This is a genomic window from Geodermatophilus sp. SYSU D01106, from assembly GCF_054049995.1.
In genome coordinates this window covers 75,722-87,654 of the sequence record NZ_JBJGYM010000006.1, presented here as the reverse complement: position 1 = coordinate 87,654, position 11,933 = coordinate 75,722, and the positions used below count along the sequence as shown (strand labels likewise).

Here is an 11,933-nt window from a genome sequence, read left to right as displayed (position 1 = left end):
ACCGACCGCGCACGCAGTTCACTCCCCTCGCCGACGAGCCGTCGCCAGGCGTACTGGCGTTCGTCAGGCGAACGACTCTCGACGAGGAGCAGCCGTGCAGCGCAGTCCGTCGTCCCCGGGACCCCGGTGGCTCGCCCTGTCCGGGGCCGCGCTCCTGACCCTGACCGCCTGCGGCGGCGAGCTCGGCGGCGGTGAGGGCGGTGGCAGTGGCGGCGACGCCACGCTCACCATCGGCTACGTGACGCCGCAGACCGGCGCCCTGGCCGCCTTCGGTGAGGCCGACGCCTTCGTCGTCGACCAGATGGAGCAGTACTTCGCCGACTCGCCGGTGGAGGTCGGCGGCACCGAGTACCAGGTCGAGATCGTCGTCAAGGACACCCAGTCCGACAGCGTCCGAGCCGGGGAGGTGGCCGCCGAGCTCATCAACGACGACGGCGCCGACGTCGTGCTCGCCGCCTCGACGCCGGACACCGTCAACCCGGTCGCCGACCAGTGCGAGGCCAACGGCGTCCCCTGCATCACCACGGTCGCGCCGTGGCAGCCGTTCTTCTTCGGCCGCGGCGGCACCGAGGACGAGGCCTTCGACTGGACCTACCACTTCTTCTGGGGCCTGGAGGACGTCGAGGCCGTCTACCAGGACATGTGGGGCCAGGTGCAGACCAACCGGCAGGTCGGCGCCCTGTGGCCCAACGACCCCGACGGCAACGCGTGGAGCGCGGACTTCCCGCAGGCGCTCCAGCCCAACGGCTACGCGATCACCGACCCGGGCCTCTACGAGAACGGCACCCAGGACTTCTCCGCGCAGATCTCGGCCTACCGCGGGGCGGACGCGCAGATCATGGCCGGCGTCCCGATCCCGCCGGACTTCGCCACCTTCTGGCAGCAGGCCCAGCAGCAGGGCTACCGGCCGGTGATCGCCACGGTGGCCAAGGCGATCCTGTTCCCGTCGGCCGTCGAGGCGATCGGCCCCACCGCCGACGGCCTGGCCACCGAGGTCTGGTGGAGCCCGCAGCACCCGTTCACCAGCTCGCTGACCGGGCAGGGCGCGCAGGAGCTGGCCGACGCCTACGAGACCGACACCGGGCGGCAGTGGACCCAGCCGGTCGGCTTCGTCCACGCGCTGTTCGAGGTCACCGTCGCCGCGCTGGAGGAGGCCGGCAGCACCGAGGCGCAGGCGGTCGCCGACGCGCTGTCCTCGCTGGAGGTGTCCACCGTCGTGGGCGACCTCGACTGGACCGCGGGCCCCGTGCCCAACGTCGCCAAGACGCCGCTGGTCGGCGGGCAGTGGCGGGCGACGGAGGGTGGCGAGCACCCCTTCGAGCTGGTCGTGGTCAGCAACAGCGAGGCGCCGGAGATCCCCACCGCCGGGACCGTGGAGCCCCTCCCCCGATGACCGCACCGTTGCTGGAGGTCACCGGGGTCGGCAAGCGCTTCGGCCGGCTGACCGTCCTCGACGACGTGTCCCTGTCGGTCGCGCCCGGCGAGGCGTTCGGCATCGTCGGGCCCAACGGCGCCGGGAAGTCCACCCTGCTCAACGTCGTCAACGGGGTGCTGTCGCCCGACGCCGGCACCGTCCGGCTCGACGGCGCCGACGTCACCCGGTCCGGCGCGGCGGCGCGGTGCCGCGCCGGGATCGGCCGCAGCTACCAGGTGCCGCGCCCCTTCGGCGGCATGACGGTGTTCGAGAACGCGCTGGTCGCCGCCTCGTTCGGCACCGGCGCCCGCGGCCGGGCGGCGGCCGAGGGAGCGTGGCGGGCGCTGGAGACCGCGGGCCTCACCGGCGTCGCCGACACCCCGGCCGGAGCCCTGCGCCTGCTGGACCGCAAGCGGCTGGAGCTGGCGCGGGCGCTGGCCACCGGCCCGCGGCTGGTGCTGCTCGACGAGATCGCCGGAGGGCTCACCGAGGCCGAGGTGCCGGCGCTGGTGGAGACCGTCCGCGACCTCGGCCGGCAGGGCGTGGCGGTGGTGTGGATCGAACACGTCGTGCACGCGCTGGTCGCCGTCGTCACCCGGCTCATGTGCCTGACCTACGGGCGGGTGCTGGCCGTGGGCGAGCCCCGTGCGGTGCTCGCCGACCCCCAGGTGGTCGAGGTCTACCTCGGCTCGACGATCGGCACCGACGACCCGGTGGTGGAGGGGACCCCGTGAGCGCTCCGCTGCTGGAGGTCGACGACGTCGAGGTGGCCTACGGCGACGCGGTCGCGCTGCCCGGGCTGTCGGTGGCGGTCGCCGAGGGCGAGACGCTCGCGCTGGTCGGGGCCAACGGCGCCGGGAAGTCGACGCTGCTGCGCACGGTGTGCGGCCTGTTGCGCCCGCGCCGCGGGGCGGTCCGGCTCGACGGCGACGACGTCACCGCCCTGCCCGCGCACGCGCGGGTGGCCCGCGGCATCGCGATGAGCCCGGAGGGCCGGCGGCTGTTCCCCTCGCTGTCGGTCGAGGAGAACCTGCTCGTCGGCGGCTACGCCCGGCGCCGCGGGCCGTGGGACCTCGCCGCCGTCTACGAGCTCTTCCCGCTGGTCGCCGAGCGCCGGTCGCGGCCCGCGGCCAACCTCTCCGGCGGCGAGCAGCAGGCGGTGGCGATCGGGCGGGCGCTCATGGCCAACCCGCGGCTGCTGCTGCTCGACGAGGTGTCGCTGGGGCTGGCGCCGGTGGTGGTGGCGCAGCTGTACGCGGCGCTGCCGCGGATCACCGGCCAGGGCACGACGGTCCTCGTCGTCGAGCAGGACGTGCACCAGGCGATGGCCGTGGCCGACCGGGTGCAGTGCCTGCTCGAGGGCCGGACCGTGCTGGAGGGCTCGGCCGACCGGATCGACCGCACCGCGCTGGCCGCGGCCTACTTCGGGGTGGCGCGATGAGCTGGGTCAACGCCGTCGTCCAGGGCGTGCTGCTCGGGGGGCTGTACGCGCTGGTCGCCGCGGGGCTGTCGCTCGTCTTCGGCGTCATGCGCATCGTCAACCTCGCGCACGGCGTGCTCGCCGTCGTCGCCGCCTACGGGGCACTCGTCCTCGGCCGCGCGCTCGGGCTGCACCCGTTCCTCGCGCTGCTGCTCGTGGTGCCCGCGATGGCGGCGATCGGCTACCTGCTGCAGCGCGGGCTGCTCGACCGGGCACTGCGCGGCGGGGAGCTCGCGCCGCTGCTGGTCACCTTCGGCCTGGCCATCGTGCTGCAGAACGTGCTGCTGGAGGCGTTCTCCGCCGACAACCAGCGGCTGACGGTCGGCGCGCTCGGCACGTCGGGCGTGCGGATCGCCGACGGGCTGTCGATCGGCTGGTTCCCGCTGCTCGCGGCGCTCACCGGCGTGGCCGTGATCGCCGGGCTCGGCCGGTTCCTCGCCCGCACCCGCACCGGCCGGGCCATGCGCGCGGCCAGTGACGACCCGGAGGCCGCGCGGCTCATGGGCGTCGACGACCGGCGCATCTACGCGGTCGCGACGGCGCTCGCGCTGGCCACCGTCGCCGTCGCCGGGGTGTTCCTCGGCGCGCGCTCCACCTTCGACCCGGCCGCGGGCGCCACCACGCTGATCTTCGCGTTCGAGGCGGTCGTCATCGGCGGGCTCGGCTCGCTGTGGGGCACGCTCGCCGGCGGCATCGTGCTCGGCGTCGCCCAGGGGCTCGGCGCGGCGGTCGACCCGGCCTACGGGGTGCTCGCCGGGCACCTGGTCTTCCTCGCCGTGCTGGCGGTCAAGCCGCGCGGCCTGTTCCCCTCGGCGGTGACCGCGTGACCCAGCTCGACGCCCCCCGCACGGCCGCCGGCACCGGCCTTGTCCCGCGGGTCCGCCGCGGCGGGCGGGCCGCCTGGGCCGGCGGCGCGGGACTGGTCGCCGTCGTCGCGGTCCTCGCCTACCTGCCCTACCTGGTCTCCCGCGGCACCCAGGTCGACCTCGTCGGCCTGTTCGCCCTCGTCGTGCTCGGCACGATGTGGAACCTGCTGGCCGGCTACGGCGGAATGGTCTCCATCGGCCAGCAGGCCTACATCGGCATCGGCGGCTACGGGCTGGTGTACCTCGCCGAGAACGTGGGCGTCGACCCGTTCCTGTCGGTGCCGGTGGCCGCGCTGGTGTGCGCGCTGGTGGCCTGGCCGACGTCGTACCTGGCGTTCCGGTTGTCCGGCGGCTACTTCGCCATCGGCACCTGGGTGATCGCCGAGGTGGTGCGGCTGCTGGTCACCCAGGTCGACGCCGTCGGCGCCGGGTCGGGGGCCTCGCTCACCGCGTTCTCCGGCATCGAGCCGCTGTACCGCATCGCGTTCGTCTACTGGATGTCGCTCGGCATCGCCGTCGTCGTGGTGGTCGGGGTGTACCTGCTCATGCGCTCGCGGCTGGGCCTCGCGCTGACCGCCATCCGCGACGACCCGACGGCGGCGTCGTCGGCCGGGGTGCGGGTGACCCGCGCGAAGCGGCTGGTCTACGTCGTCGCGGCGGCCGGCTGCGGGCTGGCCGGGGCGATGATCGTGGCCAACACTCTCCGCGTGCAGCCGGGGTCGATCTTCAGCGTCGACTACGCCGCGATCATGGTCTTCGTCGTCGTCATCGGCGGGATCGGCACGATCGAGGGGCCTGTGCTCGGCGCGCTGGTCTTCTACCTGCTGCAGGACTCGCTGGCCGACCTCGGCAACTGGTACCTGGTCGTGGTCGGCGGGGTGGCCATCGCGGTGACGCTGCTCGCGCCGCGGGGCCTGTGGGGGCTCACCCGCGGGCGGGTGGAGCTGTTCCCGACCGGCTACCGGGTGGCCGTCCGCCGCTGACCGGCGGTCCGGCGGCTCGCCGCGGGCCCGCGGTCTGGCGGCTCGCCGCGGGCCCGCGGTCCGGCGGGGACGTGGGACTCAGCCCCGCAGCCGCAGGTCCTCGTCTATGTCGCGGGCGGCGCGCAGCAGCGCGGGCAGGATCCGCTCACGGAGCTCCTCCGGCGGCACCCGGGTGGTGTGGCTGGAGACGGTGACGGCGGCGAGCACCGCACCGGAGGCGTCGTGCACCGGCGCGGCGACGCACTGGATGCCGGCCTCGAGCTCCTGCTCCAGCAGGCACCAGCCCTGCTCGCGGACGCCGGTGACCACCGCGCGCAGCGCATCGACGCTGGAGACGGTGTGCGGGGTGATCGGCCGCAGGTCGGCCCGGCCGAGCGCGTCCTCGAGGGCGTCGTCGTCGAGCGCGGCGAGCAGCACGCGGCCCATGGAGGAGGCGAAGGCGGGGATGCGCGAGCCGACGTCGACCTGCATGGCCATGATCCGCCGATAGGGCACGCGGACGGTGTAGACGACGTCGTCACCGGAGAGCACGCCCGCCGACGCGGTCTCCTGCACCTCCTCGGTCAGCCGGGCCAGCCGCTCGCGGACGACGTCCCACACGCTGGTGGTGGCGAGGTAGGCCTGGCCGAGCTCCAGCAGCCGCGGGCGCAGCCACCACACCTGCCCGTCGGTGCCCACGTAGTCCAGCGACTGCAGCGTGTGCAGCAGCCGGCGGGCGGTGGCCGGCGCCAGGCCGACGGCACGGGCCACCTCGGCGAGGGTGCGGCGGGGGTGGGCGGCGTCGAACGCGCGGACGACGGCGAGGCCGCGGTCGAGCGCGCGCACGTACTCGACCGGGGCGCCGTCGCGGACCAGCTGCGGACCGGCGTCCTCGTCGTGCGGCAGTGCCGTGCTGGTCATCCCGACTCCTCACCCCGGGCGCGGCGAACCGCGCTTCGCCTGGCGAACGCTACGGCAGGCCGCGCCCGGGGTCGAGGGCCGCGCTCAGAACGGGTAGGCGGGCAGGTCGCCGCGGACGGTCACCCACTGCGTCTCGGTGAAGGCCTCGATGTTGGCCTGCGGGCCGCCGTGCCGGGAGCCGGTGCCCGAGGCGCCGACGCCGCCGAACGGGGCGACCGCCTCGTCGTTGACCGTCTGGTCGTTGATGTGCACCAGGCCTGACGGGATGCGCTCGGCGAGCTCGAGGCCGGCGTAGACGTCGCGGGTGAGGATGCCCAGGCTCAGGCCGTACTCGGTGCCGGCGGCCAGGCGCGCGACCTCGTCGAGGCTGCTGAACGGCGTCACCGGGGCGACCGGGCCGAAGATCTCCTCCTGGTAGGCCGGGTGGTCGACCGCGACGCCGCCGAGGACCGTGGGCCGGTAGAAGAGGCCCTCGTAGGTGCCGCCGGTGCGCACGGTGGCGCCCCGGTCGACGCTGGCGGTGACCAGCCCGTGCACCCGGTCGCGCTGCCCGGCGTCGATGAGCGGGCCCATGGCCACCTGCTCGCGGAACGGGTCGCCGACCGGCAGCTTCTCGACCTTCTCGGTGAGGACGGCGGTGTACTCCTCGGCGATCGACTCGTGCACCAGGTGCCGGCTGGTCGCCATGCAGATCTGGCCCTGGTGGGCGAAGGTGCCCCAGGCGCCGACGCTGGCGGCCGCGGTCACGTCGACGTCGGGCAGCACGATCAGCGCGGAGTTGCCGCCGAGCTCGAGGTGCGCCCGCTTGAGGTGCTGGCCGGCGAGCGCGCCGACGATCCGGCCCGCCTTCGTGGAGCCGGTGAAGGCGATGACCCGCACCTGCGGCGCGGTCACCAGCGCCTCGCCGACGTCGGCCCCGCCGGGCAGCACCTGGAAGACGCCGGCCGGGAGCCCCGCCTCCTCGAAGACGCGGGCGAAGACGGCGCCGCCGGAGATGGCGGTGCGCGGGTCGGGCTTGAGGACGACGGCGTTGCCGAGCGCCAGCGCGGGGGCGATCGCGCGGATCGCCAGGATCGTCGGCACGTTGAACGGCGCGATGACGCCGACGACGCCGGCCGGCACGCGGCGGGCGAAGCTCAGCCGCGGGGAGCCGGTGCGCAGCAGCTCGCCGTAGGGGTGGCTCGGCAGCGCGGAGGCCTCGTAGCACTCCTGGGCGCTGGTGTGGACCTGGAAGTCGCCGAAGGGCTGGATCGCCCCGGACTCCCGGGCCAGCCAGCCCTTGATCTCGTCGGCGTGCTCCTCGAGCACCTGCCCGGCGCGGCGCAGCACCCGGGCGCGGTCCTCGAACGGGGTCGCGGCCCACGCGCGCTGCGCCTCGGCGGCCCGCTCGGCCGCCGCGAGGACGTCCTCCGGCGTCGCCTTGCCGACCGGCGCTATGACGTCGCCGGTGGCCGGCTCGACCGCGTCGTAGGTGCCGCCGGACCCGTCGGTCCAGGTGCCCGTCCAGATCCTGCCCTGCCACGCGCCGTCGTCCAGGAGTGCCACGTCGTCCCTCTCGTCGTCGTACCGGTGCCCGCCGAGTCTCGCCGGTCCGCCTTCCGCGCGCGCAAGGCGGCCCTCCCGCACCTGAGATCGCCCTTCCTCCTGTGCCGCTGACCTGCGAGAACTGTCGTACCCCGGTCGTAGGTTCGGTCCATGTCGGCGGGCGGGCAGTACGTGTCGCCGATCGAGCTCGCGCTCACCGCGGTGCTCGCCGAGCAGCCCCTGACGTTCCGCCGGCTGCCGGTGGCGTTGCTCTCGCGTGAGCACAAGGCACGTGAGCTGCAGCGCCTGGCCGCGCTGAAGGCCCAGGCCGCCGCCTACGAGGCGGAACTCGTCCTCGGCCTGGCCGACGACTCCCCCGACGAGGACGACCCGCCGCCCGGCACGCCGGGTGCCCGGTCGGGGTCGTGGGCGCCGGACCCGGAGTTGCCGGGGGTGTCGGAGTTCTTCACCGCAGAGCTGGCGGTCGTGCTCAACGTCGGCCGGCCCACCGCCTCGACGCTGGCGAAGCGGGCGTGGACCTACCGGGAGTCGCTGCCGGCGACGTGGGCGGCGCTGGCCGCCGGGGAGCTGGACGAGCGCCGGGCGATGGTGCTGGTCGACGTGCTGCAGTGGACCGCCCCGGCGCTGGCCCGGCGGATCGAGGCCCGCCTGCTGCCCCGTGCTGCGGAGTGGACGACGCGGACGCTGCGGAAGCGGGCGGTCGAGGCGCTGCTGGAACTCGACCCCGACGCCGCCGAGCGGAAGAAGGACGACGCGCAGCGGACCGCCGACGTGCGGATCGTGCTCTCGGCGCAGGACGGGATGGCGGTGATGATCGCCGAGCTGCCCGCCGAGGTCGCCGCGATGTGCATGGAGGTGGTGGAGCGGCTCGCGCGGCTGGCCGTGGACGCCGGTGACCGGCGGCCGATCGGGGTGATCCGTACCGAGGTGTTCACCGCCCTGTTCCTGGGCGCCGGTGACCCGAGCCGGCCGCCGGTGACCGCGCACCTGCAGATCATCGCCACCCTGTCCGCGCTGGCCGGCCGGTCGGCCGAGCCCGGTGAGGTCAACGGCATCCCGATCACCGCCGCGGTGCTGCGCGAACTACTGCGCCAACTCGACGCCCTCGGTGTCGGCGTTCCCGACGGCGGGTCGGTCACCCCCGCGCTCACCGACGACGACGGCACCCTGCACGCCACCACTCCCCTCGACCAGGCCCGCACGCTCGCCCGCCGCGGCTGCCCCGACCACCCGGCCACCGACCTGGCCACCGACGAGGACACCGACGAGGACACCGACACCGAGGACGACGGCGACTGCGACTGCCCGGTCCTCGACCGGCCCGAGCCCACCGACCGCTACACGCCCAGCCGGCCCCAGCAGCGGTTCGTCCGCACCCGCGACCGCACCTGCCGCTTCCCCACCTGCGGCCAACGCGCCGGCTGGGCCGACGCCGACCACGTCATCCCCCACGCCCACGGCGGCGCCACCGACTGCGCCAACCTCTGCTGCCTGTGCCGCAGCCACCACCGCCTCAAGACCTTCGCCCGCGGCTGGCGATTCCAGATGGCGCCCGACGGGGTGCTCACCGTGACCACCCCGTCGGGCATCACCCGCACCACCCGCCCACCGGGCATGCGCCCACCACCGGAGCGAGACCCACCACCCGGCGCGATCGGGACACCCCCACCGGCCGACCCGGCCGACGACCCGCCACCGTTCTGACACCCGTCCCCGGCGGCGCCCCGCGGAGGTGCGCCGCCGGGTCGACCACCCGTCCCACCGGATCGCACGGGACGATGCCCGCGTGCCGACGTACTGGGTGCTGGTGACCGACACCGACGAGGCGCACGACGCCGGGGGCGACGCTGAGCTGCTCGAGAACTGGTAGCCCCTCGTGCACGGTCGCCGCCGCGAGGTGACGGCGCGCAACCCGCATGGGACACCTGCCGGCCGGTCCTTCGCAGGGGCAGGGGGCGGGACACCGGCGACCTAGCGTCGGGCGGCATGAGACCCGGCGAGAGCTACCGCGACGGTGTCCAGCGGCGGGCGGTGCTGGCGGTGCTCGTCGGCGTCGGCGCCGCGTTCCTGCTGCACTGGCTCGACGACGACATGACCGCCACCGTGCTGGTCGGCGTCGTCACGGCGCTGTGCGTGGCGCTCGTGCCCAGCCCGCGGGAGACCGTCCCGCGGGCCTGACCCGGCGTCAGCCCTCGCGCATCTCCGCGAGCACGCCCGCCGCCACCTTGAACGCGTGGTTGGCGGCCGGCACCCCGGCGTAGACCGCCGCGTGCTGCACCACCTCGGCGATCTCGTCCTCGCTCAGCCCGTTGTGCACCGCCGCCCGGACGTGCAGCGCGAACTCGTCCCAGTGCCGCAGCGCGATGCAGATCGACAGCGTGGCGATGCTGCGCTCGCGGCGCTCCAGGCCCGGCCGCTGCCAGACGTCGCCCCACGCCACCCGGGTGATGAAGTCCTGGAAGCCGGCGGTGAAGGGCGTCGTGTTCGCCACCGCGCGGTCCACCCACGCGTCGCCGAGCACCTCCCGCCGGGTGCGCATCCCCGCCGCGCGGCGGGCCTCGTCCGTGGAGAGGTCGTCGGTGGAGAGGTCGCCCGTCGAGCGGCCGTCCGGGTCCAGCGGCGCGTCGCTCACGCGTGGCCCCCTGCGGCGTCCAGGTGCGCCAGCAGCGCCCCGGTGACCTCCAGCGGCTGCTCCAGGTTGGGCAGGTGCGCCCCCGGGCTGACCGACAGCAGCGTCGCGCCGGCGATCCCCTCGACGATCGCCTGCTGGTGCGGCGGCGGCAGCGCCGGGTCCTCCGCGCCGGACACCACCAGCGTCGGCGCGGTGATCCGGGCGAGGTCCTCACGGGCGTCGAAGTGGCCGACCGCCTCGCAACAGTTCGCGTACCCCTCGTCGTCGGCGCCGGCGATCATCGCCTCCAGCCGCGCGACCAGGTCGGGGTGCTCCGCGGCGTACGCGGGGGTCAGCCAGCGACCCACGATCGCCGGCGCGAGCGGCGCCGTCCCGCCGGAGCGCGCCTGCACCGCGCGGTCCAGGAAGCCCTGCGGGTCCGGCCTGGCCGACGTCGCCACCAGCACCAGCCGGTCCACCCGCGCGGGCTCCCGCGCGGCCAGCCGCATCGCCGTCATCCCACCCAGGGACAGCCCGACCACGTGCGCCCGGCGCGCGCCGACCCGGTCGAGCAGCGCGACGAGGTCGTCGACCAGGTCGTCCACCGTGTACGGGCCCGCGGGCGCCGGCGACTCCCCGTGCCCGCGGGTGTCGTAGCTGACCACGCGGTAGCGCTCGGCCAGCGCCGGCACCTGCGGGTCCCACATCCCACGGGTGGCGCCCAGCGAGTTGGACAGGACGACGACCGGCGCGTCGGCCGGCCCGTCCTCCGTGTAGGACACCTCGACGGCGGTCATCCGCGCTCCCCCTCGATCAGTCGGTCGTGCTCGGCCAGCGCCGCGTCCACCTGCGCGCCGGCCTCCCCCACGTCCGGCGCGGCGGCGGCCAGCACCGCGGCGACGTCGACGTCGGAGCGCCCGGCCACCACCTCGGCCAGCGTCCGGCCGGTCTCCCGCGCCGTGCGCGCGGCGTCGGCGGCGGCGTCGTGGGCGGCCCCGCGGCCGAGCGAGGGCGTCAGCGCCTCGGCCAGCGCGCCGGCCAGCGACCCCTCCGCCGCGGCGGCCACCGTGGCGGCCATCCGGGCGGGGTCGGGCCGCAGCCCGCGCAGGCTCTCGGCCAGCCACGCCGCCGCCGAGCCGACCGTGACCAGCAGGTCGGTCACCGTGGGCCACTCGCTGTGCCAGGCGCCCGCGGCCCGCTCGTGCTCCTGCTCCATCGCGCCGAGCAGCGTGGCCACCAGGCCGGGCGCCCGCCGCGCGCACGCCCGCGCCGAGACCGCCGCCACCGGGTTCTGCTTGTGCGGCATCGCCGACGAGCCGCCGCGCCCCTCGCCCACCTCGGCGGCCTCGGCCACCTCCGACTGCGCGAGCAGCACGACGTCGAGCGCCACCGTGGACACCACCCCGGCCGCGGCGCCGAGCGCCCCGGCGAGGTCGGCCACCGGCAGCCGCACGGTGAACCACGGGACAGCGGTGGCCACCAGCCCCAGCTCGGCGGCCAGCGCCTCCCGGACCACGACGCCCGCGCCCGACGACGCCGCCAGCGTGCCCACCGCCCCGCCGTACTGCACCGGCAGCCCGGCCACCACCTCCGCCAGCCGCAGCCGCGCGCCGTCGAGGCCGGCCAGCCAGGCGGCCGCCTTGAGCCCGAACGTGGTGGGTAACGCCTGCTGCATCAGCGTGCGGCCCATGACGACGTCGTCGCGGTGCGCCCGCGCCAGCCCGGCGCACAGCTCCGCCGCGGCGGCGAGGTCGGCGTCGAGCGCGGCCACCGCCGAGCGGGCGAGCAGCAGCAGCGCGGTGTCGAGCACGTCCTGGCTGGTGGCCCCGACGTGCACGGCGACGGCGTCGCGCTCCCCCACCGCGTCCTGCAGCGCGCGCACCAGCGGCGGCACCGGGTTGCCGGCGTCGGCGGCGCGGGCGACCACGCGGGCGAGGTCGAGCCGCGAGGGGTCGGCGCAGGCCGCCGTCACGGCGTCGGCGGCGGTCCCGGGCACCAGGCCCGCCGACGCCGCGGCCCGCGCCAGCGCCGCCTCGACCGCCAGCAGGGCGCGGAACCAGGCGTCGTCGGAGACGGCCGACGCCGCACCGCCGCGCGCGAACGTGCCGGCGAACAGACCTGTCACGGCTCTCTT

Annotated in this window: 13 protein-coding genes; 8 read left to right on the top strand and 5 right to left on the bottom strand. The window is 75.8% G+C overall.

The annotated features are described in order from the left end of the window. The first annotated feature begins 94 nt into the window (after positions 1-94). From ACI78R_RS08665 to ACI78R_RS08645, 5 genes are read left to right on the top strand one after another with little or no spacing between them, the layout of a single operon-like run. Positions 95-1,393: an ABC transporter substrate-binding protein gene (locus ACI78R_RS08665; RefSeq protein ID WP_457040380.1), complete on the top strand. Its 1,299-nt coding sequence runs from the start codon at positions 95-97 to the stop codon at positions 1,391-1,393. Then, positions 1,390-2,148: an ABC transporter ATP-binding protein gene (locus tag ACI78R_RS08660; protein ID WP_073420151.1), complete on the top strand. Its 759-nt coding sequence runs from the start codon at positions 1,390-1,392 to the stop codon at positions 2,146-2,148. Before ACI78R_RS08665 ends, ACI78R_RS08660 begins: the two co-directional genes overlap by 4 nt. Further along, the gene (locus tag ACI78R_RS08655; protein WP_457040379.1) at positions 2,145-2,855 is read left to right on the top strand and encodes an ABC transporter ATP-binding protein; all 711 of its coding nucleotides are present in this window, start codon (positions 2,145-2,147) and stop codon (positions 2,853-2,855) included. The genes ACI78R_RS08660 and ACI78R_RS08655 overlap by 4 nt, the downstream gene beginning before the upstream one ends. Next, a complete protein-coding gene (locus tag ACI78R_RS08650; protein WP_457040378.1) occupies positions 2,852-3,721 on the top strand; it encodes a branched-chain amino acid ABC transporter permease in 870 nt (289 codons plus the stop codon). Before ACI78R_RS08655 ends, ACI78R_RS08650 begins: the two co-directional genes overlap by 4 nt. Then, positions 3,718-4,743, top strand: a complete 1,026-nt coding sequence (locus tag ACI78R_RS08645; protein ID WP_457040377.1) for a branched-chain amino acid ABC transporter permease — start codon at positions 3,718-3,720, stop codon at positions 4,741-4,743. The genes ACI78R_RS08650 and ACI78R_RS08645 overlap by 4 nt, the downstream gene beginning before the upstream one ends. Positions 4,744-4,821: 78 nt before the next feature. On the opposite strand, the gene ACI78R_RS08640 is transcribed toward ACI78R_RS08645, so the two are convergent. Further along, a complete protein-coding gene (locus tag ACI78R_RS08640) occupies positions 4,822-5,643 on the bottom strand; it encodes an IclR family transcriptional regulator domain-containing protein (protein WP_083628551.1) in 822 nt (273 codons plus the stop codon). An 84-nt stretch (positions 5,644-5,727) separates the two neighbouring features. Further along, on the bottom strand, positions 5,728-7,188 hold the full coding sequence (locus tag ACI78R_RS08635) for a benzaldehyde dehydrogenase (protein WP_073420154.1): 1,461 nt from the start codon (positions 7,186-7,188) through the stop codon (positions 5,728-5,730). Positions 7,189-7,338: 150 nt separating this feature from the next. Here ACI78R_RS08635 and ACI78R_RS08630 point away from each other — a divergent pair, with 150 nt between their 5' ends. The 3 genes from ACI78R_RS08630 to ACI78R_RS08620 all read left to right on the top strand — a co-directional run bounded on the left by ACI78R_RS08630 (position 7,339) and on the right by ACI78R_RS08620 (position 9,366). Beyond that, complete coding sequence (locus ACI78R_RS08630; RefSeq protein ID WP_457040376.1) at positions 7,339-8,892, top strand: DUF222 domain-containing protein; 1,554 nt, start codon at positions 7,339-7,341, stop codon at positions 8,890-8,892. Positions 8,893-8,920: 28 nt separating this feature from the next. Continuing rightward, positions 8,921-9,058 carry a hypothetical protein gene (locus ACI78R_RS08625; RefSeq protein ID WP_457040375.1) on the top strand — a complete coding sequence of 46 codons (138 nt, stop codon included), beginning with the start codon at positions 8,921-8,923 and terminating at the stop codon, positions 9,056-9,058. A 116-nt stretch (positions 9,059-9,174) separates the two neighbouring features. After that, positions 9,175-9,366 (top strand): hypothetical protein, encoded by a 192-nt coding sequence (locus ACI78R_RS08620; protein WP_073420156.1) that lies wholly within the window; start codon positions 9,175-9,177, stop codon positions 9,364-9,366. Positions 9,367-9,373: 7 nt separating this feature from the next. Here ACI78R_RS08620 and pcaC read toward each other — a convergent pair whose 3' ends face one another. The 3 genes from pcaC to ACI78R_RS08605 are packed head-to-tail and all read right to left on the bottom strand — an operon-like array spanning position 9,374 to position 11,924. Beyond that, on the bottom strand, positions 9,374-9,820 hold the full coding sequence (gene pcaC, locus ACI78R_RS08615; RefSeq protein WP_457040374.1) for a 4-carboxymuconolactone decarboxylase: 447 nt from the start codon (positions 9,818-9,820) through the stop codon (positions 9,374-9,376). Then, complete coding sequence (gene pcaD, locus ACI78R_RS08610) at positions 9,817-10,596, bottom strand: 3-oxoadipate enol-lactonase (protein WP_457040373.1); 780 nt, start codon at positions 10,594-10,596, stop codon at positions 9,817-9,819. Before pcaD ends, pcaC begins: the two co-directional genes overlap by 4 nt. Further along, positions 10,593-11,924, bottom strand: a complete 1,332-nt coding sequence (locus tag ACI78R_RS08605) for a lyase family protein (RefSeq protein WP_457040372.1) — start codon at positions 11,922-11,924, stop codon at positions 10,593-10,595. The genes pcaD and ACI78R_RS08605 overlap by 4 nt, the downstream gene beginning before the upstream one ends. Between the last annotated feature and the right edge of the window lie 9 nt (positions 11,925-11,933).

Bases quoted from the DNA above. Each gene is read 5' to 3' on its own strand.
- ACI78R_RS08660 (WP_073420151.1), top strand. From the start codon at position 1,390: ATGACCGCACCGTTGCTGGAGGTCACCGGGGTCGGCAAGCGCTTCGGC.
- ACI78R_RS08650 (WP_457040378.1), top strand. From the start codon at position 2,852: ATGAGCTGGGTCAACGCCGTCGTCCAGGGCGTGCTGCTCGGGGGGCTG.
- ACI78R_RS08640 (WP_083628551.1), bottom strand. From the start codon at position 5,643: ATGACCAGCACGGCACTGCCGCACGACGAGGACGCCGGTCCGCAGCTG.
- ACI78R_RS08630 (WP_457040376.1), top strand. From the start codon at position 7,339: ATGTCGGCGGGCGGGCAGTACGTGTCGCCGATCGAGCTCGCGCTCACC.
- ACI78R_RS08620 (WP_073420156.1), top strand. From the start codon at position 9,175: ATGAGACCCGGCGAGAGCTACCGCGACGGTGTCCAGCGGCGGGCGGTG.
- pcaD (WP_457040373.1), bottom strand. From the start codon at position 10,596: ATGACCGCCGTCGAGGTGTCCTACACGGAGGACGGGCCGGCCGACGCG.